The sequence below is a fragment of the Peribacillus sp. 05N428 genome, from assembly GCF_056397085.1.
The window spans coordinates 103064-126999 of record NZ_JBFTMS010000023.1; the positions used below are offsets into that span (position 1 = coordinate 103064).

General features: G+C 40.5%; 26 protein-coding genes. 18 read left to right on the plus strand and 8 right to left on the minus strand.

Annotation, left to right across the window (positions count from 1 at the left end; all coding sequences use genetic code 11):
• Window positions 1–23: 23 nt before the first annotated feature.
• Together AC1DIV_RS19665 and AC1DIV_RS19670 are read left to right on the plus strand one after the other, a co-directional pair.
• On the plus strand, window positions 24–251 hold the full coding sequence (locus AC1DIV_RS19665; RefSeq protein WP_048687102.1) for a hypothetical protein: 228 nt from the start codon (window positions 24–26) through the stop codon (window positions 249–251).
• 181 nt (window positions 252–432) lie between these two features.
• Window positions 433–912, plus strand: a complete 480-nt coding sequence (locus AC1DIV_RS19670; RefSeq protein WP_048687100.1) for a DUF3993 domain-containing protein — start codon at window positions 433–435, stop codon at window positions 910–912.
• A gap of 70 nt (window positions 913–982) precedes the next feature.
• On the opposite strand, the gene AC1DIV_RS19675 is transcribed toward AC1DIV_RS19670, so the two are convergent.
• Both AC1DIV_RS19675 and AC1DIV_RS19680 read right to left on the minus strand, forming a co-directional pair.
• Window positions 983–1216 (minus strand): glutaredoxin family protein, encoded by a 234-nt coding sequence (locus AC1DIV_RS19675; protein WP_034314090.1) that lies wholly within the window; start codon window positions 1214–1216, stop codon window positions 983–985.
• Between the two features lie 91 nt (window positions 1217–1307).
• A complete protein-coding gene (locus tag AC1DIV_RS19680; protein ID WP_340875564.1) occupies window positions 1308–2267 on the minus strand; it encodes an MBL fold metallo-hydrolase in 960 nt (319 codons plus the stop codon).
• A 183-nt stretch (window positions 2268–2450) separates the two neighbouring features.
• Here AC1DIV_RS19680 and AC1DIV_RS19685 point away from each other — a divergent pair, with 183 nt between their 5' ends.
• The 4 genes from AC1DIV_RS19685 to AC1DIV_RS19700 all read left to right on the plus strand — a co-directional run bounded on the left by AC1DIV_RS19685 (window position 2451) and on the right by AC1DIV_RS19700 (window position 5149).
• Window positions 2451–2690: a YkuJ family protein gene (locus AC1DIV_RS19685; protein WP_034314086.1), complete on the plus strand. Its 240-nt coding sequence runs from the start codon at window positions 2451–2453 to the stop codon at window positions 2688–2690.
• Window positions 2691–2806: 116 nt separating this feature from the next.
• The gene (locus AC1DIV_RS19690; protein WP_094246583.1) at window positions 2807–2953 is read left to right on the plus strand and encodes a hypothetical protein; all 147 of its coding nucleotides are present in this window, start codon (window positions 2807–2809) and stop codon (window positions 2951–2953) included.
• Window positions 2954–3073: 120 nt separating this feature from the next.
• Entirely contained in the window at window positions 3074–3514 is a 441-nt protein-coding gene (gene cbpB / locus AC1DIV_RS19695; protein WP_034314084.1) for a cyclic-di-AMP-binding protein CbpB, read from the plus strand.
• A 120-nt stretch (window positions 3515–3634) separates the two neighbouring features.
• A complete protein-coding gene (locus AC1DIV_RS19700) occupies window positions 3635–5149 on the plus strand; it encodes an MDR family MFS transporter (protein WP_063596353.1) in 1515 nt (504 codons plus the stop codon).
• A gap of 47 nt (window positions 5150–5196) precedes the next feature.
• On the opposite strand, the gene AC1DIV_RS19705 is transcribed toward AC1DIV_RS19700, so the two are convergent.
• Window positions 5197–5934: a sulfite exporter TauE/SafE family protein gene (locus AC1DIV_RS19705; protein WP_323599441.1), complete on the minus strand. Its 738-nt coding sequence runs from the start codon at window positions 5932–5934 to the stop codon at window positions 5197–5199.
• Window positions 5935–6048: 114 nt separating this feature from the next.
• Between AC1DIV_RS19705 and AC1DIV_RS19710 the strand changes: the two genes are divergently transcribed.
• From AC1DIV_RS19710 to AC1DIV_RS19725, 4 genes are all read left to right on the plus strand, one after another.
• Window positions 6049–6933, plus strand: coding sequence for a LysR family transcriptional regulator (locus AC1DIV_RS19710; RefSeq protein ID WP_034314080.1), 885 nt, complete (start codon window positions 6049–6051; stop codon window positions 6931–6933).
• 124 nt (window positions 6934–7057) lie between these two features.
• Complete coding sequence (dapD, locus tag AC1DIV_RS19715) at window positions 7058–7768, plus strand: 2,3,4,5-tetrahydropyridine-2,6-dicarboxylate N-acetyltransferase (protein ID WP_251538850.1); 711 nt, start codon at window positions 7058–7060, stop codon at window positions 7766–7768.
• 75 nt (window positions 7769–7843) lie between these two features.
• Window positions 7844–8968, plus strand: a complete 1125-nt coding sequence (locus tag AC1DIV_RS19720) for an N-acetyldiaminopimelate deacetylase (RefSeq protein WP_340878480.1) — start codon at window positions 7844–7846, stop codon at window positions 8966–8968.
• Between the two features lie 61 nt (window positions 8969–9029).
• Entirely contained in the window at window positions 9030–9689 is a 660-nt protein-coding gene (locus AC1DIV_RS19725) for a potassium channel family protein (protein WP_034314073.1), read from the plus strand.
• 491 nt (window positions 9690–10180) lie between these two features.
• Here AC1DIV_RS19725 and rnjA read toward each other — a convergent pair whose 3' ends face one another.
• Together rnjA and AC1DIV_RS19735 are read right to left on the minus strand one after the other, a co-directional pair.
• Complete coding sequence (rnjA, locus tag AC1DIV_RS19730) at window positions 10181–11851, minus strand: ribonuclease J1 (protein WP_034314071.1); 1671 nt, start codon at window positions 11849–11851, stop codon at window positions 10181–10183.
• A 3-nt stretch (window positions 11852–11854) separates the two neighbouring features.
• The gene (locus AC1DIV_RS19735; RefSeq protein WP_034314070.1) at window positions 11855–12064 is read right to left on the minus strand and encodes a DNA-dependent RNA polymerase subunit epsilon; all 210 of its coding nucleotides are present in this window, start codon (window positions 12062–12064) and stop codon (window positions 11855–11857) included.
• An 884-nt stretch (window positions 12065–12948) separates the two neighbouring features.
• Here AC1DIV_RS19735 and AC1DIV_RS19740 point away from each other — a divergent pair.
• Window positions 12949–13716, plus strand: a complete 768-nt coding sequence (locus AC1DIV_RS19740) for a Cof-type HAD-IIB family hydrolase (protein WP_053534292.1) — start codon at window positions 12949–12951, stop codon at window positions 13714–13716.
• 47 nt (window positions 13717–13763) lie between these two features.
• On the opposite strand, the gene def is transcribed toward AC1DIV_RS19740, so the two are convergent.
• Both def and AC1DIV_RS19750 read right to left on the minus strand, forming a co-directional pair.
• On the minus strand, window positions 13764–14318 hold the full coding sequence (gene def / locus AC1DIV_RS19745; protein ID WP_053534293.1) for a peptide deformylase: 555 nt from the start codon (window positions 14316–14318) through the stop codon (window positions 13764–13766).
• 237 nt (window positions 14319–14555) lie between these two features.
• Window positions 14556–14711 (minus strand): YjcZ family sporulation protein, encoded by a 156-nt coding sequence (locus AC1DIV_RS19750; protein WP_063576945.1) that lies wholly within the window; start codon window positions 14709–14711, stop codon window positions 14556–14558.
• Between the two features lie 210 nt (window positions 14712–14921).
• On the opposite strand from AC1DIV_RS19750, the gene AC1DIV_RS19755 reads away from it, so the two are divergent.
• The 7 genes from AC1DIV_RS19755 (at window position 14922) to AC1DIV_RS19785 (ending at window position 23111) form a co-directional block, all read left to right on the plus strand.
• Window positions 14922–15584: a YkyA family protein gene (locus AC1DIV_RS19755; protein ID WP_340875576.1), complete on the plus strand. Its 663-nt coding sequence runs from the start codon at window positions 14922–14924 to the stop codon at window positions 15582–15584.
• A 644-nt stretch (window positions 15585–16228) separates the two neighbouring features.
• Window positions 16229–17344, plus strand: coding sequence for a pyruvate dehydrogenase (acetyl-transferring) E1 component subunit alpha (gene pdhA, locus AC1DIV_RS19760; RefSeq protein ID WP_034314064.1), 1116 nt, complete (start codon window positions 16229–16231; stop codon window positions 17342–17344).
• Window positions 17345–17347: 3 nt separating this feature from the next.
• The gene (locus AC1DIV_RS19765) at window positions 17348–18325 is read left to right on the plus strand and encodes an alpha-ketoacid dehydrogenase subunit beta (RefSeq protein ID WP_034314063.1); all 978 of its coding nucleotides are present in this window, start codon (window positions 17348–17350) and stop codon (window positions 18323–18325) included.
• 120 nt (window positions 18326–18445) lie between these two features.
• Window positions 18446–19804, plus strand: coding sequence for a dihydrolipoamide acetyltransferase family protein (locus tag AC1DIV_RS19770; protein ID WP_048687082.1), 1359 nt, complete (start codon window positions 18446–18448; stop codon window positions 19802–19804).
• Window positions 19805–19807: 3 nt separating this feature from the next.
• Window positions 19808–21220 (plus strand): dihydrolipoyl dehydrogenase, encoded by a 1413-nt coding sequence (gene lpdA, locus AC1DIV_RS19775; protein WP_034314059.1) that lies wholly within the window; start codon window positions 19808–19810, stop codon window positions 21218–21220.
• Between the two features lie 762 nt (window positions 21221–21982).
• A complete protein-coding gene (locus tag AC1DIV_RS19780; RefSeq protein WP_309247762.1) occupies window positions 21983–22240 on the plus strand; it encodes a hypothetical protein in 258 nt (85 codons plus the stop codon).
• 43 nt (window positions 22241–22283) lie between these two features.
• Window positions 22284–23111 carry a polysaccharide deacetylase family protein gene (locus AC1DIV_RS19785; RefSeq protein ID WP_048687080.1) on the plus strand — a complete coding sequence of 276 codons (828 nt, stop codon included), beginning with the start codon at window positions 22284–22286 and terminating at the stop codon, window positions 23109–23111.
• Between the two features lie 26 nt (window positions 23112–23137).
• Here the strand turns inward: AC1DIV_RS19785 and AC1DIV_RS19790 are convergent, their stop codons facing one another.
• Complete coding sequence (locus tag AC1DIV_RS19790; protein ID WP_054396989.1) at window positions 23138–23572, minus strand: DUF1885 family protein; 435 nt, start codon at window positions 23570–23572, stop codon at window positions 23138–23140.
• Between the last annotated feature and the right edge of the window lie 364 nt (window positions 23573–23936).

A 23936-nucleotide genomic window follows, 5' to 3' on the forward strand; every position in this document is an offset into this window, starting at 1 on the left:
GATGCGCTTGGAGGAGACATATTTTGAGCACGTACATCTGGATTCTAATCATAATCGTTACAGTCATGGCGTTATATCTGCTCTTTTATACTTATTCTGTAGCAAGGGCACAGAAAGTGAAAGCCAGATATGATTCGACTATCGATGATTCAGTAAAGGAACATCCTTATTTAAAGAACCCGATATTCGTTTCTCTTTTTATTGGGACGATTTTGGTTGCCGGTTTTATTTTTTACTATGCTTTTCGATAGTTGTAAGAAGAAGATTTCAATATCATGAAATCTTCTTTTTTATTGTGAAAAATGGGCGATGGTTTCAAGTTCTAACGGAGAATGTGATTTTGTAGTTTGGCTTTGACCTGGACGGGTATTGAAAGACAGAGGCAAAAATCCGAATCATTAGGAGAAATTCTATAACGAGGAGATGATTGTAATGAGTAAATATTTAGTTGCATGTCTTGCCAGCGTCCTTTTATTTTTAAATGGGGGGTTCACTGCTTCAGCGGAGGGCTTACATAGAGAGGAAGTACTATCTTTAGTACATGATGCCATGGAGAATCAACGTTCGATCAGCGAAGAAGTACGATCTAAGGAAGCGATTGAAGGAAAGTTGGATAAACATTTCACAGGTGATCTCATCGAGAAGTTCGTCCAAGCGAATGTAGTGAAAGTCGAAGGCGGTTATACCGCATTTGGTTCAGATTTCGCTCCGTATTATATCCCTTTCTTCAGTTACGATAAGAATACGGAAATTGTATATGGGAAAAACGGTGATGTCATTTATGTTCAGGAAGAATTCCAGGACAATGGGGACGGACCTGTATCGATGGAAAAACATGTTGAAGCAGTTACTTTGAAAAAGGAAAATGGCGCTTGGAAGGTAACGGATGTAAAGTATGAAAACAGAAAATAGAATTGGGGATTTTAAAGGAAGCTGAAATGAAAAAGTCTAGAGAAGGCCACAGCCTTCTCTAGACTTTTTGTTATATATTCAATTCTTTTTTTATTTCGTCCAATTCAAAACCAATAATGGCTTTCCCGTCGATGACGACCGTTGGTGTGGAATAAGCCCCGTATTTATTGGTTAGTTCTTTACGTGCATGCCCATCTGCTTTAATATCTTTTTCTTTGTATACTATATTATTATCATCAAAGAACATTTTCATGATTTTGCAGGGAGGGCAATCAGGTTGGGTATAGAGTGTAACGTCTTTCATTTCATTCCTCCATATATGCTTTAGTAGGGTTCACTTTTTCATTATAGAGAATGCCAAGACATTTGAATAGGGATAAACCTCAAGGATCGTTTTACCGATTTTTCTCCTGTTTTACAAGATAGTCTATCAATCCCATGGAACAAACGTTCAAGTCCATGGCAATGATATCAAAAACTGGATGATCAGCAGTGATTCCTTTTTCGCCTAAATGAACAGCGACTTCCGTGAAAATATTTTTACTGGTTGCTGCCACTTGATCCTCGAAGCTAGCATATTCCCTATATGCCGATTTGGCAGTCTCCACAAATTTAGGCAGCCAGTAATGAAGTTGTTTATATACTTCCTTAGGGTTTTCCGATACGCCGTAATGGCCAAAATATATACGTTCGACGCCAATGCTTTCATACAATTCCGCTGCAGCAAGCATCGCGTCGGGATTAAATTGGTTTGGCGATGTGGACGGTAAGTAAAATTCCAAACCTTCTTCATCGAGTTCACGATAATAGATGCCTACGGTGTCACCTGAAAACATCCCTTTTGAAACCGAATCGTATATGCTTAAATGATGGTTCGCGTGTCCTGGCGTATCATAAAAGGTCAACGTGGAAGTATCACTTGTTTTTAGGGATTCCCTATCTTGTTTAATCAGCATTTTTTCAAAAGGTATAGGTAATATCGGATCGAAAAGCTTGTTGAATTCTTCACCATAGACTGCTTTAGCCCCAGCGATCAAACGTGTTGGATCTTCTAGATGCCTTGCGCCTTTTGGGTGGACGATCACTTTGGCATTCGGACAATGCTGTAAAAAAAGTCCAGCTCCACCTGCATGGTCCAAATGAATATGGGTAAGAATGATATATGTAATATCTTCGAGGGCGATTCCCAAATGTTCGAGCCCCTTCATTAAGTGGGGGATGGAAGGGCTAGCGGAAGTTTCGACTAAGGTGATGTCTTCATCGGCAATTACATATGTTCCTGTACGATTTCTTCTATCCAAATCAAAACCATCAATCAATGAAATTCGAAAACCAAGCTCACTAATGTTTTGCAACAGAATCTACCCCCAGAAAATTTTTCATGTACAAAATCCATTCCTTATTTTATTCTGTTAATAGTGCCATGTAAAGAATGAAGTTTTAAATTATTCTGAATTTATTTCCGCGTGGCTACTGGATAGAAAAGTATGGTATAGTGAAACCTATCGAAAAGGTTTTATTCAGAAAGGAGAGGGAGTATGTCTCAATTACAGGGCATCCTTACCAGATTGAAAAGTCTTCAAGAGCAAGCGAAGGAATCTGAATCTGCTCAACGTTTTTTTGAAATAGATGGTGTGAAAAAGTGCCAGGTTACATATTTCAGCAAAACAGAAATGTTCGAGCTTGAAGTATACAGTGATAAAGGGAAATCATCAAAATATCAATTTGATAATATTGATATGATTACCATTGAAATCTTTGATCTTCTTCAATCTTAAAAAAACACAAAAAGCCGCCTTCCATTGGAAGCGGCTTTTTTATTGTGAAAAACCGGTCAATTTTTACTGAATGAAGTCGTGATTTTTACGACATCTTATTAGTTGGAGGGATGTAAATGAAAAATCCGATGGTAATATGCCCGGAATGCGGTGAGGAAAGGGAAATGGAAAATGTATTAACGGCACAATCCAACCAAAATGTGATTTATCAATGCCCGGAATGCGGTTTTAAACAGGTTAACATCAAAACTAGTAAGGGCTAAGGGTCTCTCACGAATCCCGCCAATTGGGATTTTATTGGTCTAGGAATGAGCCTTTTCTGCTTACATATGTTAAACTATAGAAAGAGCTGTATATAAAAACATATGGTAAGGGGTTTTAACATGATCGGTACTCATGATGGGGATTTATTGGAATCCAGCGTTAAAGACTTAATGATTTCTTCTGAACGCGTGGCCCACGTGCAGGTAACCAATAACTTAGAACATGCACTATTGGTATTAACAAAGAGCGGTTATACGGCCATTCCTGTGTTAGATCCGATGTATAAACTGCATGGTTTAATTAGCACACCAGTCATTCTCGATTCAATCTTGGGACTGGAACGAATTGAATTTGATAATCTTGAGCATAAAAAAGTTTCCGAAATAATGAATATAGAAATACCTCGCCTGCATATTGAAGATACATTGACCAAGGGTGTGGAATTGTTGATTGATCATCCATTTGTCTGTGTGGAGAATGACGAACATGTATTTGAAGGCATCTTAACAAGAAGGGCAATCTTGAAAAAAGTATTTAAACAAAATACACCTGATAAATAAGCAAGGCATAAAATGACGGTTAACCCCAAGACTCGCCAGTTGGCGAGTTTTCTTGTTTTTTTACATATTTGATCCAGTTAGTGGTGAAGTCTATTAACAGGTAGGATCTATTAGGAGAGGATGCAAACATTGGGCCATGCAATGGATAGTGCAAACGTGCAGAATAAAAAATTGAAACGTCCCTTCATATTGGCTGCCATCATGTTGGCGATGTTTATGAATGCTATTGAAGGAACGATCGTTTCGACGGCAATGCCGGCCATTGTAAGTGATTTAGGTGGTTTTTCACTATACAGCTGGGTGTTTTCAGGCTATTTATTAATGAATGCCGTAACAGTTTTGATCTACGGAAAGCTATCGGACATACTCGGGAGAAAACCCGTCTTATTATTTGGAATCGTTGTCTTTTTAATCGGCTCCCTTCTTTGCGGCTTTGCCAATTCAATGACGGAACTCATCATTTATCGCTTTGTACAAGGTTTTGGGGCGGGAGCTGTAGCACCTGTAGCCTCGACAATTATTGGTGATATCTATAAAAATGAAGAGAGGGCACGCGTTCAAGGGTATCTATCAAGCGTTTGGGGCATTTCAGCGGTCATGGGACCAGCATTGGGCGGCTTGCTCGTTGAATCCCTGACTTGGAAACTTGTCTTTTGGGTCAATATTCCTTTGGGCGTACTATCTTTTATTGGAATTTGGTTATTCCTTCATGAAAATATCGAAAAGAAAAAACGTGATATCGATTACCTAGGTGCAACGCTATTGACATTGTCCATTTCCACTCTTATGGTGCTGCTCGTAGAAGGAGGAGTGAAATGGTCATGGACTTCAGCTCCGGTCATATCCTTGGCATTAGTGGCCATCATCACCTTTATCCTATTCATTCTTCAGGAAAAGAAAGCAGCCGAACCGATGATGCCATTTGAAATCTGGCAGGAGCGTTCCATTCTGATTGCGAACCTAGTATCCTTGACGACAGGGGTGATGATGATTGGATTATCAAGTTTCCTCCCCACATTCGTTCAGGGCGTGATGGAGCGCTCGCCTACGGTAGCTGGTTTTACATTGACAGCCATGTCAATTGGCTGGCCGATCGCATCTATGGTGTCAGGCAAGTTATTGTTGAAAATAGGATTTAAATCAACCTCCCTTCTTGGAGGGTGCTCATTGATCCTTGGGAGTCTGATCCTAGTATGGATGAAGCCGGAAGCTGGGCCCATTATTGCCGCCATGGGATCCTTCTTTGTCGGTGTAGGCATGGGCTTGACTTCTACCTCATTCATTGTCGTCATTCAAAAAACCGTCAGCTGGGAACGAAGGGGTATTGCGACAGCTTCCAATATGTTCATGCGTAATTTAGGAAATACTGTAGGTGCTGCATTACTTGGAGGAATCATGAATATGAGGCTTCACGCTTATCTGAACGAGCATGCGCCGGCCGGATCGGGAGTGACGATAGATACGGCAAATAAATTGTTGAACAGTGAAGAACGCACGTCGCTTCCTGAAAATGTGGTAAATGTTTTACAGGAAGGACTTACATTGTCTTTACAGACGATTTATCTCATTGTTCTAGTCTTCTCTGTAATCAGCTTCCTGTTTCTAACGAGACTAAGAAAGAATAAGGAAGAATAAGAAGGCATAGGAAAAAGGCAGACTCGTTAATGGAGTTTGCCTTTGTTTTAAGGAAACGCAACTCTGATGACCAATTGAATCAATAATGCGATCGTGACCGAATGTAAAATGAATTTCAACTGTCCAGTGGAGATTTTTTGAGCCACACGCAAGGCCAGCTGTGATCCGATCAGGGAACCGATCGTGTAATAAATGGCAATCCCCCATGCAATGTTACCGGCCATGAAATAGGTAATGAATGCAGCTGTACAGCTAATGAAAGTTTGGAATCTAGTAAAGGCCAGGGATTGAAGGTAGGTGGCGCCATTTCTTAAAAAGGTATACATGAGCATGGTCGCCTGTCCCGGTCCGAACATTCCGTCATAGACACTGATTCCGAATAGGGATGGATAAACTTTTTTTGGGAGATGCCAATCCGATTCATCGGAAGGTTTCGGTTTTTTGATGAAATTCATGATCAAAGCGACAGTCAAAAGGCAGATGGCTAACAAATTCATTGCCTTCTCGGAGAATGAATTAGCAAGCAGACCGCCGCATAAGCCACCAAAAAGGGCAAATGGGATTAACTGGAGGGCATCTTTCAATTTTAGCTGCTTTTTCTTGAGTAAAATATAAAAGCTAGAGAAAGAAGAAAACATATTGGAAAATTTGACTGATCCAATAACCTGGTGAATGGGTAAACCTATCAAAAGAAGGGACGGCATGCCGATGAGACCGCCGCTCCCGGCCAATGTCCCGACAAAGGATGCTGCAAAACTGATGGCAAGCAATAAAATGATCGTCAAAGGATATTCACTCCGTTTCTTTTCTCTTGTATTATAAGCGGACTTTGTTGATAATAAAATTTAAATAAATTAAATCATCATGATTAAGAATTAATTATCAAGAGGTTGGTGTGTATGTCATTTTCAGAATTTCATTTATTATCAGTGCTTGCTCAGGAAATGAATATGAGAAAAGCAGCTGAGCGGTTGTTCGTTTCCCAGCCGGCTTTATCCCAGCGTTTACAATCAATAGAAAAGGATTGGGGCTCGAAACTGTTTCTGCGTTCACAAAAGGGGCTGTCACTGACGCCTGCAGGTGAAGCGGTAATTCGTTTGGCCAATGAGGTTATAGAAAAAGAAGAGAAGGTTAGGGAAAGTATTCAAGCCATGGACCATGAAGTATATGGCACTTTGAAAATAGCCTGTGCCTCGATTGTCGGTCAAAATTGGCTGCCGCAAGTATTGAAAAAGTTCGTCCGAAAATATCCGTATGCAAAAATTTCCTTGATCACTGGCTGGAGCAGTGAGATTTTAAAGTCTTTGTATGAAGGGCAAGTGCATATTGGCATCATAAGGGGAGCACCGGATTGGAAAGGCGTAAAACAGCATTTATTCACGGATATGCTGTATTTGGTGGATACTGAAATGAAGGAATTGAATCAAGTGTTCGAAACGGACCGTCCATTCATTCAGTTTAAAAGCGATTCGAATTATTATCAGGAAATCCAAGATTGGTGGCATCGGCAATTTCAAACGACACCAAAAAACACCATAGTCGTTGATCAAATCGAAACATGCAAACAAATGGTGTTTAATGGTATTGGATATGCGATCCTGCCAGCCATCACTTTACATGATAAAGATACGAATGTATTTAAAATCCCTCTACTGGATGGGCATAACCACTCAATCGAACGTGATACATGGCTTTGCGGCTATGAATCTGCCTTCCAGTTAAAGCAAGTCCAAGCATTCACGGAAGTGGTGAAAGAGCATATCCGCGACCAAGGAATGTTATAGGTCCGCCGACGAAAATGTCAATAGGGCAGATTAATATATATGAGTGACATTCAACTTGTCTTGCCGGCTGTTGTCTGGTAAATTTAAAACGAGTAATGATACATATTTAGGAGGTTTACCCGGAATGAATAAAATGGATGCAAACGAAATTATTTCTTTTATCTCGAATAGTAAAAAATCTACACCTGTAAAGGTATATGTCAAAGGCGATTTAGAAGGCCTGGATTTTGGTCCAGCTTCTAAAACTTTCATAACAGGAAATACAGGGGTTGTATTCGGTGAGTGGTCTGAAATCGAAGAAGCGATCAAGACAGCAGGAACAAAAATCGAGGATTATGTAGTTGAAAATGATCGTCGTAACTCTGCCATTCCTTTATTGGACCTAAAAGGCATCAAAGCCCGTATCGAGCCAGGCGCAATAATCCGTGACCAAGTTTCCATTGGAGATAACGCAGTCATCATGATGGGTGCATCAATCAATATTGGATCTGTCATCGGTGAAGGTACAATGATCGACATGAACGCAATACTGGGCGGACGTGCAACAGTGGGCAAAAACTGTCACGTAGGTGCTGGTGCCGTTTTAGCAGGTGTCATCGAGCCACCTTCCGCACAGCCGGTCATTTTGGAAGATGATGTATTGATCGGAGCCAATGCGGTCGTACTGGAAGGTGTCAAAATCGGAGAAGGTTCCGTTGTCGCTGCTGGTGCCGTCGTAACGAAAGACGTTCCTCCATACTCCGTGGCTGCTGGTATCCCGGCGAGGGTCATTAAACAAATTGACGAAAAAACAAAATCAAAAACAGAAATCATGCAAGAACTTCGTCAACTTTAATTTCTTTAGTGAATATTGCCTGAAGCGTGGATAACTATATCCACGCTTTCTGTATAGGGAGGGAATAATGTGAAAATAAACCCTTTTGCCAAGATCCGGCGTGATCTGCATCAAATACCGGAGATAGGGTTCAAAGAATTCAAGACGCAGCAATACCTACTGAATTACATAACGAATCTGGCCCAGGAGCGAATGGAAATAGAAACATGGCGAACTGGGATATTCGTGAAAGTGAAGGGAATGAACCCGCGAAAAACCATTGGCTACAGGGCTGATATAGACGGTTTGCCGATAAAAGAGGAAACCGGATTGCCGTTTGCATCCAACCACGAGGAATATATGCATGCCTGCGGTCATGATTTTCATATGAGCATAGGTTTGGGATTATTGACATATTTCACGGAAAATCCGATAGATGATGACTTGCTATTCATCTTCCAGCCTGCAGAAGAGGGTCCTGGCGGAGCAGAACCAATGCTTAAATCGGAAACGATGAAAAAATGGAAGCCTGATATGATTCTTGCTTTACATATTGCTCCGGAGTATCCAGTTGGGACGATTGCCGTTAAAGAAGGGCTTCTATTTGCCAATACATCTGAATTATTCATCGATTTGAGGGGGAAAGGAGGACATGCAGCCTATCCGCACAAAACAAATGACATGGTCATTGCGGCCTGCTCGCTTGTAGGGCAGCTTCAAACAATCGTTTCCAGGAATGTCAATCCGCTTGATTCAGCTGTCATTACAGTTGGGAAGATTACTGGAGGCACTGTTCAAAACATTATTGCGGAGACAGCGCGGTTAGAGGGCACAATACGCACTCTTAACCCCGAATCAATGGTAAAGGTCAAGTCTAGGATAAAAGCGCTTGTGGATGGTATACAAGTGGGATATGAGTGCTTGGCTGAAATCGACTATGGCGCAATGTATCACCAGGTATATAATGAAGAACGGTTGACCCGGGAATTCATGGAATTCACAGAGAAGTCAACTGCTGTTCGTTTGCATCAATGTACTGAAGCAATGACTGGTGAAGATTTTGGTTATATGTTAAAGGAGATTCCAGGATTCATGTTCTGGCTGGGGGTTTCATCGGAATACGGATTGCACCACGCCAAGTTAAGCCCGGATGAAAAAGCGATTGAACTCGCGATCGATCACTTAACGGATTATATAACGTTTAAAGGAAGCGAAGCATAAAAATGATTTTCAGTACAGAACATGCTCTAAAGAAAGAACGAATGACGTTGGAGGGCTTATTGTGAAAAAAGAATTTGCGGTGATTGGACTTGGCCGTTTTGGCGGCAGCATAGTCAAGACATTAGCTGAAGAAGGATTAGGGGTTCTGGCTATCGATGCCGACGAAGATCGAGTGAATGAATTTGCCAGAATAGCTTCACATGCTGTAGTAGGGGATACGACAGATGAAAATGTACTGAGAAACATAGGGATTCGAAATTTTGATCATGTCATTGTAGCGATTGGCGAGAATATTCAAGCAAGTATATTGACGACTCTCATGCTTAAGGAATTGGGTGTCGGAAATGTTACGGTTAAAGCGCAAAATGATTATCACGAGAAGGTTCTTCGTAAAATCGGGGCCGACTTTGTCGTGCACCCCGAACGGGATATGGGGAGAAGGATTGCCCATAATATCGTCTCCAATAATATTCTCGATTATTTGGAGCTTTCTGATGAACACTCCATCGTCGAAATTGTTGCAAGCCAAAAGATGAATGGAAACTCGATAATTGACCTTGATATCCGTGCCCACTATGGACTGAATATAGTCGCAATCAAAAGAGGGAACGAAATAAATGTTTCCCCACAGGCGAGCGATTTAATTCATAAAGGTGATATATTGATCGTCATCGGCGCGGATTCGGACATCAATCGCTTTGAAAAAAAAATTGTGGAATAAGTAAGCGTCCTGCTAAAATCGAGCAGCGCTTTTATCAAAGGAAAACAAAAAGGTTTCGGAATGGCCTCATTCCGAAACCTTTTTGTTTTTTAATTGGATCTGAAGGAGTTATAGAGAATAGCCTGCATCGACAATTTTTCAATTCCCTTTTTATTTTTGCGTACTTGATAAACTCGTGTTTCCGGCACTTCGACAGTGTGGAATCAACAAATACATGCTTCTTATCAGTTTACTTTCGGAAGCTTTCCATTTTTAAAACAAGAAAGACTGTAGACAAAAGGAGTTCTATCTAACTTTTAAAACAAAATTGATTGGAGCGGGTATTCAAGACTCCTGCGGGAGACGTGTAAGGGAGACCCCACAGGCATCTAAGGCGCCGGGGGCCTCCCGGACAGCCGAGGAAAGTGAGTGCCTGGAGTGGAATTCAAGGTGGGGGATTTAAAAACCTAAACAAAAAAAGCCCAGCCAAATGATGGCTGGGCTTCTATTATTTATTGCACTTCCATGATGATCGGCAGGATCATCGGACGGCGTTTCGTTTTTTCATATAGGAATGGAGATAGAGTGTCTGTAATTTCATTTTTGATTTCAGACCATTGTGTAGTTTTGCGATCCATCACCTTATTTAAATGCTTTGTGATCAAGGATTGAGCATCGCTGATAAGGTCTCCTGATTCTCTCATATAAACAAATCCGCGTGAGATGATGTCAGGACCGGATGCAATTTTGAATTCCTTCATATTGATGCTGACCACAACAACGACAAGGCCTTCCTCGGAAAGAATCCGACGATCACGGAGAACGATATTACCGATATCCCCAATGCCGCTTCCATCGATATAAACCGAACCTGAAGGGATTTTACCAGCGATTTGAGCTGTGTTCTCACTTAAGGAAAGAACTTCACCATTATCCATGATAAAGCAATTTTCTTCCGGAACGCCGCAATCGACTGCATGGCGGGCATGCAGTTTTTGCATACGGTATTCACCATGGATTGGCATGAAGAATTTTGGTTTTATCAAACGGAGCATAAGCTTTTGTTCCTGCTGTCCGCCATGTCCTGATGTATGAATGTCATTAAGAGGACCTGAAATGACGTCTGCTCCTGCACGATATAATTGATTGATCGTTCTGGAAACACTGATTGTGTTACCTGGGATGGGTGAAGAAGAAAATACTACCGTATCACCAGGGATGATTTGAATTTGACGGTGAGTGCCGTTCGCTATGCGCGATAGTGCTGCCATTGGTTCACCTTGGCTGCCTGTACAAAGGATGGTTACTTTATTCGCAGGCATACGATTCAATTGCTGTACATCAATAAATGTATCTTTAGGCGCTACGATATAACCAAGATCTTGTCCGATTGATATGGCTGAATCCATGCTTCGGCCAAAAACGGCTATTTTACGGCCGTTGGCCACGGCTGCTTCCACAACTTGCTGAAGGCGATGGATGTTCGATGCAAACGTTGCAAAAATAATCCGGCCGTCAACCTTGCGGAAAATGTCTTGAATGGTATCACCGACACGGCTTTCGGACATAGTAAAGTTCTGCACTTCACTATTTGTGCTATCCGAGAGTAAGCACAATACACCTTCTTTACCGATTTCAGCCATCTTGGTCAGGTTTGCAGGCTCACCCACTGGGGTGAAGTCGAATTTAAAATCACCAGTATGGACAATTTGTCCAGGTGGGGTTTTTACGACGATTCCATATGAGTCAGGGATACTGTGAGTTGTACGGAAGAAAGAGACGGACGTTTTCCGGAACTTGATCACTTCATCTTCACTGATTTCAATCATGGTTGTCTGACGTAAAAGGCCGTGTTCTTCCAATTTATTACGAAGCAGTCCAAGTGCAAGCTTCCCGCCGTATACAGGGACATTCACTTTTCTAAGTAAATAAGGAATCCCGCCAATGTGGTCTTCATGACCATGGGTAATGAAAACACCTTTGATTTTATCTACATTTTTCTCTAAATAGCTGTAATCTGGAATCACATAGTCAATACCGAGGAGTTCATCTTCAGGAAATTTAATTCCAGCATCAATGATGATGATTTCATCTTGAAACTGAACAGCATATGTGTTCTTACCGATTTCGCCTAAACCGCCCAGGGCGAATACAGCTGTTTGATCGTTTTTTACGAATTTCATAAATTATAGCTCCAATACTTTGTAATCTTCATTTTGTTTTTCATATTCTAAATATGCTCCGGTTACGGGTAGTACGATTTCTACGTTATAAGGTTCTTTTTTTAATTTTAAACGAACGTCACGAACGGATTCACCTTCGACAAACATTGTTTTAGTATTCTCCCTGATGGGAACCTCTGATATGGTTACTTGATAGTATACCTTAAAAACCATTTTAATCTCTCCTCACTTGTTTGCATTGCTTTTTTCATTATATATAAAAACAACAATTTTTTCATGTTTTTCAACATCATGTAAAAATAAACCCAGCTCCGCCATAAAAACGGAAGGGGTTTGATGAATTAAATATACCAATGTCTAAAAGTATATAAAAAAATAGATGGCCGAATCTGGTATCAATCCAATTGTAGCTTCCTCTATCTTATATCCTATCCGTTTTTGCCATGTGTAAAACTTAAATCATGGGATCTTTTTTTCGTAAACGATTTCTTTCTAAATTAATACAGTACCACTGTGTACAGCGTTTCATGAAAACACAGCGACTCATATTTTGATTGAAATATGTATTCACCTGACCATATAAAAGCCAAGATAGAAAGAATGCCTAACAAGAACTTTACAACAAGGAAGAAGCCCTCCGCAAGTTTTTGAAGGGCTGTCCGAAAAAAATTCGCATATGGATGACGGCCAAGGCAGGAATGAGTGGCAAATCATGCGATAGATTTTTTTCTTAAAAGATCATTCCACTGTTTAGCAAGCTTTTTACGAAGCTTTTTTAACATGGCGATCACGCTCCCTTAGTTATTATTGTATAGGATTATTCAATAATGTAAATACGTCTTTACAGGTACATGGCCCATTTTTGAAAAAAAAGGCTCTTTCAAACAAGCAACTGGGATTTAAGAGGCAGAAGGATGGGAGAAGTGTAATCTGGAAAGCCTGAGTTGGTTTCATTAAGAATAGTATATGCCCATTCCTGAATAAAAAACGTAACTTTGAGTTGGGTCCGGTAGAGTTACTTGACTTATCTTGATGACAATTATTAAATGGGTACATATTAAAAAGGAAAAAATGAATGAATTGGAAGTGAATCGCAAGTGAAAATCGTATTCTTTGATATTGACGGAACATTGCTTGATCATGAAAAAAAGTTACCTGCATCAACAAAAGAAGCCATTAAGCAACTTCAGGATAGCGGGGTTTTTGTAGCGATTGCCACAGGAAGGGCTCCGTTCATGTTCGAGTCTTTAAGGGAAGAGCTTGGCATCGATACATTCGTAAGTTTCAATGGACAATACGTTGTTTTTGAAGGGAAAGTCGTTTATAAAAACCCTTTGAGCATACCTGAGATAAAACGCCTTCACGAACATGCTGAAAAAAATGAAATACCGATCGTGTTCATGAATGAGGAAACAATGAAATCGAGTGTTCCGCATCATAGCAGAATTGAAGAAGCATTAAGCAGCCTTAAGTTTCCCCACCCTGAACATGTGGCGGATTTTTATGAGGACCATGATATATACCAAGCCTTATTATTCTGTTCGGAAGATGAAGAAGGGAACTTTGTTGGAAAATATGATGATTTTCACTTCATTAGATGGCATGAGTATTCGACGGATGTACTTCCATTCGGGGGTTCAAAGGCTGAAGGCATTAAAATATTAATGGAAAAAGTCGGGTTTGCTCTTGAGGATGTTTACGCCTTTGGAGATGGCTTAAACGATATAGAGATGTTAAAAGTAGCGGGATATGGCGTGGCTATGGGGAATGCCGGTCAGCTTGTGAAGCAAGAGGCCGACTTTGTAACGAAGGATGTCGATGATGATGGCATACTTTTTGGTTTGAAAGAACTTGAACTGATATAAAAAATAAAGCCCCCGTCAACCAACAGACGGGGGTTTTGCTTATTACGTTACCTTTCCACCGCAATTGAATTTTCCGGAATGGCATAGGGGTCTTCCGGATTGATATGATCATAAAACATGATACCATTAAGGTGGTCGATTTCATGTTGAAAGCAAATGGCTGCGATGCCTTTCAGGCGGAGTTGAACCGATTTTCCTTCCAGGTCCGTACCCGCAACCGTTATTCGGGCATAACGTGGCACATAGCCGGAAACGGGACGATTTACGGAAAGGCAGCCTTCTCCGGATGTCAAGTATGCTTTTTCGACTGAATGGCTAACGAGTTTAGGGTTGAAAAGTGCATAGCTATAAAGTTGATCATCCTTTTCTTTTAAATGAACCGCAATCATCCTTTTTGAAACATTAACCTGTGGTGCAGCCAAGCCAATTCCTGCCCTTAACCCGTATAGAGCAGCAATATCAGGTTTCTGGCTGTTTTGGACATATTCCATCAAGCTGGCTAAAAGTTGCTTATCTTCATTTGATGCCGGAAGTGGAACCTCTACCGCGACTTGCCTTAAGATTGGATCGTCTTCATTAACAAAATCATCCATGGTAAGCATAATCTTTCACCCCATAAAATTCTTATAATATGTATAGGGTTATTTTAACAAAAAAAAGGCTGAAAGTTAATGAATGGTTTAATGAAAGAAAAATGGAGGGGATGGAATCAAGTCGATGATTTCCTATCCCTGCCATTATTTTATTTGCATGTTGGTCTATTTAAAAAATATTATCATTTTTTGTGAATCAGGGTAAATCGTTATCATTTTCGGGTAAAGGTAATAGTAATTACCTGGTTAGCATAAGCACGCGCCGACGATGATTAACAGAATGAACAGGACAATGATCAGGGCAAAGCCGCTTCCAAAGCCGCAGCCTCCACCATCGCCATATCCATAGCTGGGTGCAGCGGAAACCGGATAACAACATTCTTGGTTGAAGCCTCCATACATAATTTCATACCTCCGTTTTTGTATTTATTAAAATGCTGACCATTCAAATTTGAAACGGTCCCTACAGCCTATGCAGTATGGTTTAAAGGGTGTAGGCTAGCGCCCAGTAATGAAAAAAACCTGTTCGGAATATGATTGTAACAAATGTCTGCGGCTTAAGAATGAATTGAGGAACATGAATCTTCGAAGAACTATCAGAAGGAGTTGTCTATGTTGAAACGTTTTGGTCCATTTGTTATCTTACTTCTTTCTTTAGTGATCTTGACCGGTTGTTTTAATGGTTCACCGGAAGAAAGAATCCACAAAATCCTGGAGAAAACTGCAGAAAAGGAAAGTGATTTCACCGAGAATCAAGAGCCGCTTAATGAATTGGAGAAAAAAGAAAAAGAAAAATATGAGAAAATCATTAAACTTGGATTGGATGATTATAAACAGATCGTCGAGCTTTCAGATGAAGCAACCAAGAATATCGACGAAAGGGAAAAAATAATTGAAAAGGAACAAAGCAGTATGCAATCCTCAAAAGAACAATTCAATCAAATAGATGAACAAATCGGGAAAATAGAGGATGAAAAGATAAAAAAAGAAGCGACTGAAATGAAAAAGATCATGAGTGAGCGCTATAGCACCTATGATGATTTATATGATGCTTATCAACAAAGTCTCGCTTATGATCGTGAATTATATGAGCTTTTTAAAAAAGAGGATTTGAAAATGGATGAATTACAAGTGCAAATCGAGAAAATAAATACCTCTTATACAAAAGTTTTGAAAGCGAATGAGGAATTTAATGCATTAACGGAAAAATCAAATCAAAAAAAAGAAAGTTTTTATGATAGTTCCGGCATAGAAATGGCGGATTCAACAAAATAATATAAATAATGATGGGCTGTGATCCTCACTCACAGCCCATATTTTTTTCAATCCAGTTCATTTTTGGGATAAAAAATTTAAGAATGGTCTTTTTTTATGCAACAAGCCTGATGTGAAATTTTCATACCTGTACTAAAAAAAAACGATAATTAAAAATCTAACAGCAGACTTAGATGAAAGCGCTTGAATATTTTATCGGAATATTATTTTAAGGGCTCAAATGCCTTTAGTTAAAGCGGTTTTGGAATCGATGGGATATGCTGGGGAATTGAAATGTTATCCTTCGCCATCCTTAAATTGAAAAATACGGGAAATTTAATAGTACAGTTATAAATTGAAAACTAATACAGAGAAGAAGTATGAGTATTGGAAATTCTATTAGATCAAAATTATAAGGAACTCCAAGTGATTGACTTGATGTTAATTCATCTTGTAAACTTAATCTATAAAAATTCTTGTATCATTTTCCTTGATTTTTTTTATGGTACAGAATAAGATTGAGACATATTAAGCATATCCACGTTTGAGGATTGGTCTTAAGGGAAAAATAAAAGAATGTATTGTTGAAGAAACTAAAAAGCAAACTATTTTTGCTTTATAGAATAATAATAGCAAACCTTTTTAATGAAAGGATGAGGTGCCAAATGGCTCAAAAAACTAAACAAGCTAAAATTAATGTTCAGGATCAGCTTAAGAAAGTAGAAGAACAATTTGAAACTTTTCAAATTTTAAATGAAGAGGGAGAAGTCGTGAATGAAGCGGCTATGCCTGATTTAAGTGATGAACAATTGCAAGAATTAATGCGCCGTATGGTTTATACACGCATCTTGGATCAACGTTCCATATCACTGAACCGTCAAGGCAGATTAGGTTTCTATGCACCGACTGCCGGTCAAGAAGCTTCTCAAATCGCTTCCCAGTATGCTTTGGAAAAAGAAGATTTCATTTTGCCTGGTTATCGTGATGTTCCGCAAATCGTTTGGCATGGCCTGCCGCTTTGGCAAGCATTCTTATTCTCCCGGGGTCATTTTAAGGGAAATCAAATCCCTGAAGACGTCAATGTAATTTCTCCTCAAATCATTATCGGCGCTCAATATATCCAAGCTGCCGGAGTGGCTCTTGGGTTGAAGAAACGCGGGAAAAAAGCTGTTGCCATTACATATACGGGTGACGGTGGAACTTCACAAGGTGACTTCTATGAGGGAATTAACTTTGCAGGTGCATTTAAAGCGCCAGCTATCTTCATCGTGCAAAATAACCGTTTTGCAATCTCTACACCAGTTGATTTGCAGTCAGCATCGAAAACATTGGCCCAAAAGGGTGTGGCTGCAGGTATTCCTGGAATCCAGGTTGATGGTATGGATGCGTTGGCCGTTTATACAGCCGTTAAAGAAGCGCGTGAACGTGCGATCAATGGTGAAGGCCCTACATTGATTGAAACATTAACTTACCGTTATGGACCACATACGATGGCTGGGGATGACCCGACACGTTACCGTACTTCCGAAATGGATAACGAGTGGGAACTGAAAGATCCATTGGTTCGTTTCCGCAAGTTCTTGGAAAGCAAAAAACTTTGGAATGAAGAATTAGAAAACGAAACGATAGAGAAAGCCAAAGACGATATTAAAGAAGCAATCAAATTGGCTGATGCAGAACCTAAACAAAAGGTTACAGACCTAATTGAAATCATGTATGAAGAAATGCCTTATAACTTAAAAGAACAATATGAAATTTATAAAGAGAAGGAGTCGAAGTAAGCCATGGCTCAATTGACGATGATTCAAGCAATTACAGAAGCATTACGTACAGAACTTAAAAATGACGAGAATGTACTCGTTTTTGGAGAAGATGTAGGTCTTAATGGTGGAGTTTTCCGTGCAACGGAAAATCTTCAAAAAGAATTCGGTGAAGATCGTGTATTCGATACACCTCTTGCTGAATCTGGAATCGGTGGATTAGCGGTCGGTCTTTCTTTACAAGGTTTCCGTCCTGTTCCTGAAATTCAATTCTTTGGGTTTGTATATGAAGTAATGGATTCCGTAAGCGGTCAGCTTGCTCGTATGCGCTACCGTTCAGGCGGACGTTACAGTGCACCGGTTACAATTCGCTCACCTTTTGGGGGCGGAGTGCATACTCCGGAAATGCATGCTGATAGCTTAGAAGGTTTAATGGCCCAGCAACCAGGGTTAAAGGTAGTTATCCCTTCCACTCCTTACGATGCAAAAGGCTTATTGATTTCAGCGATTCGTGATAATGACCCTGTCATTTTCCTTGAGCACATGAAATTGTACCGTTCGTTCCGTCAGGAAGTTCCTGAAGAAGAATACACAATTCCATTAGGAAAAGCGGATGTGAAAAGAGAAGGAACGGATTTATCCATTATTACTTATGGTGCGATGGTGCAGGAATCCATCAAGGCAGCTGAGGAATTGGCTAAGGATGGTCATTCCGTCGAAGTGGTCGACTTACGGACTGTATCACCATTGGATATCGATACAATCATTGCTTCTGTAGAAAAAACAGGACGCGCTATCGTTGTTCAAGAAGCACAAAAGCAAGCTGGTATAGCGGCGAATGTCGTAGCGGAAATTAACGAACGTGCCATTTTGAGCTTGGATGCTCCAGTACTGCGCGTGGCGGCAGCTGATACGGTATTCCCGTTTTCACAAGCTGAAACAGTATGGCTCCCTAATTATAAAGACATTATTGAAACGGCGACTAAAGTCTTGAAGTTTTAACAATCTTAAGTAATGGAATGAATGTCCTGCTTGGGAAAGTGATTTTGCATTAACGGTAATGCAAGATAAAGGACTTTATTCAAAGCACTAAGTATGATTTAATATAGGAGGTTGAACTCAGTGGCATTCCAATTTAGACTCCCTGATATCGGAGAAGGTATACACGAAGGTGAAATAGTGAAATGGTTTGTAAAACCAGGAGATAAGATACAAGAAGATGACGTGCTTTGCGAGGTTCAAAACGATAAGGCCGTTGTTGAAATCCCATCCCCGGTGGAAGGTACCGTTGAAGAAATCCTTGTTCAAGAAGGAACGGTTGCCGTTGTTGGCGATGTACTTGTAACATTCGATGCTCCAGGTTATGAAAATCTTCAGTTTAAAGGGGATCATGGAGAAGAAGCGAAGGCAGAAGGCGAGAAGAATACGGAGGCCCAGGTTCAAGCAACTGCTGAAGCTGGACAGGAAGTCAAGAAAGAGGCTGCTCCGGTTCAAGAAAATAGCGGAGTAACAGGCGCGGGAGCACAACCACAGGTTGAGGCAGATCCTTCACGTCGTATTATCGCCATGCCTTCTGTCAGGAAATATGCACGCGAACAAGGGGTAAATATTCGTGAGATCACTGGTTCTGGGGATAACGGCCGCATCATGAAGGAAGACATTGATGCTTTCAAAAACGGCAAAACCGCTCCACAGCAACCAGCAGCTCAAAGTGAAGCTTCACAACAAAAAGATACGGAAACAACCGAAAAACAAAAAGTTTCAATTCCAGAAGGGCAATATCCTGAAACTCGTGAGAAAATGAGCGGTATGAGAAAAGCGATCGCAAAAGCAATGGTTAAGTCCAAGCAGACAGCTCCGCATGTAACATTAATGGATGAAGTCGATGTGACGCTATTGGTTGCTCACCGTAAGAAATTCAAGGAAATTGCTGCACAAAAAGGAATCAAGCTTACATTCCTACCTTATGTTGTTAAAGCGTTAACAAGTGCATTGCGTGAATTCCCTATGCTTAACACATCATTTGATGATGAAGCTAGTGAGATTATCCATAAACACTATTACAATATCGGAATTGCGGCAGACACAGACAAAGGACTGCTCGTTCCAGTTGTAAAAGATGCAGATCGTAAATCAACTTTTGCTATTTCACAAGAAATTAACGAATTAGCGACGAAAGCCCGTGACGGCAAATTGGCTCCTAACGAAATGAAAGGTGCTTCTTGCTCCATTACGAATATCGGTTCCGCAGGCGGTCAATGGTTCACACCTGTTATCAATCATCCAGAAGTTGCCATTCTAGGGATTGGACGCATTGCCGAAAAAGCAATTGTACGCGACGGGGAAATTATCGCCGCTCCAGTTCTGGCATTATCACTGAGCTTTGATCACCGCATGATTGATGGAGCAACAGCTCAACATGCATTGAATCATATCAAAAAGTTATTGAACGACCCAGAATTATTGTTAATGGAGGCGTAAACAATGGTAGTAGGAGATTTTCCAATCGAAACAGATACTTTAGTAATCGGTTCAGGCCCAGGGGGATATGTTGCCGCAATTCGCGCAGCACAGCTTGGACAGAAAGTAACGGTCGTTGAAAAAGGAACAATCGGCGGAGTTTGTTTGAATGTAGGCTGTATTCCATCGAAAGCTTTAATTTCGGCTGGACACCGTTTCCATGAAGCTCAGCATTCAGAAGATATGGGTATCTTTGCAGAAAAAGTTACTGTTGATTTTTCTAAAGTACAAGCTTGGAAAGGTTCTGTAGTAAAAAAATTAACAGGCGGTGTAAGCAGCCTGTTAAAAGGCAATAATGTTGATGTTGTAACTGGCGAAGCTTATTTCGTTGATGAAAACAGCATCCGTGTTATGAATGAAGACTCAGCCCAAACATATACATTTAAAAACGCAATCATCGCTACTGGTTCATCGCCAATCGAGATTCCGTCATTTAAATATACGAAACGTGTACTTAATTCAACTGGCGCTCTTGCTTTGGAAGAAGTTCCAAGTTCGATCGTGGTAATCGGCGGAGGTTACATCGGAACTGAACTTGGCGGAGCATTCGCTAGCTTTGGCACTAAAGTGACGATCCTTGAGGGTACCGAAGAAATCCTTTCTGCAGGCTTTGAAAAACAAATGGCAGCACTTGTTAAGCGTAACCTTAAAAACAAAGGTGCTGAAATTGTTACTAAAGCAAATGCTAAAGGCGTGGAAGAAACTGATACAGGTGTAACCGTTACTTATGAAGTAAAAGGCGAAGAGAAAAAAGTTGAAGCCGATTACGTTTTAGTAACAGTTGGACGTCGTCCAAACACTGCTGAAATCGGCCTGGAACAAGTCGGAATCAAAATGACTGACCGCGGTTTGATCGAAACGGATAAACAATGCCGTACTAGCGTGAAAAACATCTACGCAATCGGTGATATCGTTTCTGGACCTCAGTTAGCTCATAAAGCTTCTTATGAAGGTAAAATTGCAGCTGAAGCCATTGCTGGACATTCATCTGAAATCGATTATCTTGCTATTCCGGCTGTTGTATTCTCTGAACCGGAACTTGCTTCTGTCGGTTATAATGAAAAAGAAGCGAAGGAAGCTGGAATCGAAGCGCTTGCTTCTAAATTCCCATTCGCTGCAAATGGACGTGCTCTTTCCTTAAATAATACGGACGGATTTGTGAAGCTTATCACTCGCAAAGAAGACGGATTGGTTATTGGAGCACAAATTGCAGGACCAAACGCTTCTGATATGATTGCAGAACTTGGTTTGGCTATCGAAGCAGGTATGACTGCCGAAGATATTGCGATGACAATCCATGCACATCCAACTTTAGGGGAAATCACAATGGAAGCTGCTGAAGTTGCCCTTGGAACTCCTATCCACATCATTAAGTAATTGAGTTATATAAAAGCGTACTGCTAAATGCAGTACGCTTTAGTTTGTAGACAAAAGGGGTTCGGAATTAAAAAATTCTGAACCCCTTTTGAAATTCCCTCTGAATTTCGCCTAAAGTTAAGAGATTGGGGCTCTACTAGCCCACTATGTTAGGCCATTTTTGGACCTCGCCCTGTCCAAAGCATACTCCATATGTGTTTGTCAGATATGCACACCGTGATAAAAATGAGCATGTTGCACAGCGGTGTTTTGGGGATTTATACTCGCGATAGCCCTCTTTATTTGTTGTTGAGTACTAGTGTTCAATCTAAAAGGTAAGACAAAGTTGATTGGAACGGAAGGTACTGACTCCTGCGGGAAAAGCGCGTCTAGGGGAGACCCCCACAGGCGAAAGCCGAGGAGGCTCCCCGAACGCCCCCGGAAAGCGAGTGCCCTACGTTCCAAACAACGTCCAAATTGTACAATCCCTAAAAATAGATAAACTCGATTTTCATCGAGTTTGTCTACAGTCTGAAGCGTACTGCTAAATGCAGTACGCTTTTTTTTGGCCGGATTTAAAAAATGAAGGAGACTCCCCATACATGAATTTCTTCTTACTAGTTAAATGAAATGGACAAAAAGGGCATAAGCTATAAAAAGGACTTCTTACTTTTTTCCTTGAAATGGTTTGAAAAAGGCCATAGAGGATAAAAAATAAGATGAGCGATTTGTTAAAGGAATATTTTTTGCCAATCATGGCTGATATATTCATATTAAAATGGGGTGGATCACTTGAAAAATTATCTGGTAATCCTCTTTCAACTAATCGTTTGGAGTGGGTATACATTAGTTGAATGGCTGTCTGTTAACGATCGATTGGTTTTCAAAGTATTCATGTTTCTGGTCTTTTCTTATCTAGCCATTTACATTGGTAAAATGATTTTAAAATCCAATAGACGAACCATGCTTGTTACCGTGATAAGTCTATTATGTTACGGGATTTTGCAAATCCTTTTGGAAACGCTGGTACCCGTATATTGAATTTTTCGTAAGCTTCGAAGACATATGAAACAACGGAGGAATCATGTTTAAAAAAGTAGTGGCATTATTTACATTAGTATCATTTTTATTGGTGGCTTGTAATGACCCGAGTTCCGGTCAAACTGAAAATGAGAATGAAAAAAGTGTGGAAACGACGACAACGGTCCAAGATGAAAGTCAGCAAGATAAAGATTTGGAAACGGAAACGTCACAAACGATTGGCGAAGGGAATGTAAAGGCAGAATATCGGGTGGATAAAGAGAATTGGTCATTTAAACCGATTGGGGATGCAAATCCGAAAGTTGTGTTGTTGACATTTGATGATGCACCTGAAAAATATTCCCTGGCAATCGCCCAAACCCTGAAGCGACTTGAAGTACCTGCGATTTTTTTCGTGAACGGTCACTTTCTTGAAAATGATGAAAATAAAGCAATGCTGAAAGAAATTCATGAAATGGGTTTTTCCATAGGAAATCATACGTATTCCCATGTGAATTTAAAAGAGTTGAACGAAAAGGAACAAGAGCGGGAAATCGTAAAATTGAACAATTTGGTTGAGGGAATAATAGGGGTGCGCCCTAAGTACTTCAGGGCGCCATTTGGGTCGAATACCGAGCATTCAAAAAAAGTCGCTGAGAAAGAAAAAATGTTGGTCATGAATTGGACTTACGGATATGACTGGGAAAAAGAGTATCAGGATAAAAAAGCTTTAACGGAAATCATGTTGAACAGCCCTTATTTGGGAAATGGGGCGAACTTACTGATGCATGACCGGAAATGGACGAGTGAAGCGATAGAGGATATCGTGAAAGGTTTTCAAAAGAAAGGCTACGAGTTCCTTGATCCAAAATTAATTGAAACGCCTGCATGAGCCAATTTCGGCATTTGCAGGTTTTTTTATTTCCTTGGGTAATAATACATCACCCGTTTATTGAAGAGATGCAGCTGCGCCCGTAATTTCTTTGCAAGGAATTTGCACAATTCATTAGCTTTTCCCTTATCACCGAAAGTTGCTGTTTCAGGGAGGGTGAATTGGATATAGGATTGGATCCGATCTGATCCATCTTCATCCTTTACGACTTCTTGGTCAACTCCTATCAATATCATGTGATATCGATCTTCTTTGGCTTGGAGATATATGGCCTTATCCTTCATTCTTTCCGGTTCTTTCATTTCATAAGGAAATGCTTTCTTATCATAGTCCCAATCCAGTTGCTTTCCGGTTTTCGCTGTAATCATTTGATAATAGTTCAGTAATTCTTTCACGTCTTCGATGGTTACAGTTCCTTTCACGGACTCAGGAACAAGTTTGATATAGGCATTTTCAGTCATGTGGATCCCCCTTAAATCGATAAGATGTAAGAATATTTTAACATTTTATGGATGTATTATATACCTATCTATATGTAAATGAAAAGGCGAAATTCCTTTTTTACCTTGCCATGCTAAAGCAAGGAGTGTGATGCACTGAGTCCAGGGCCCTTTGTTTATAAATAAATTCCCGTGTTTTAAAAAAGGATGTTTTCGCATACTTTGTTGCTATTTATCAAGTAGTGCGGTGTGGTTGATTTCCCCTCCAGATGCTCGCTTTCCGCGGGGCGGGCGGTGAGCCTCCTCGGCGTAAACGCCTGTGGGGTCTCACCTGTCCCGCTGCTCCCGCAGGAGTCTCGCACTTCCGCTCCAATCAACCTTAAAT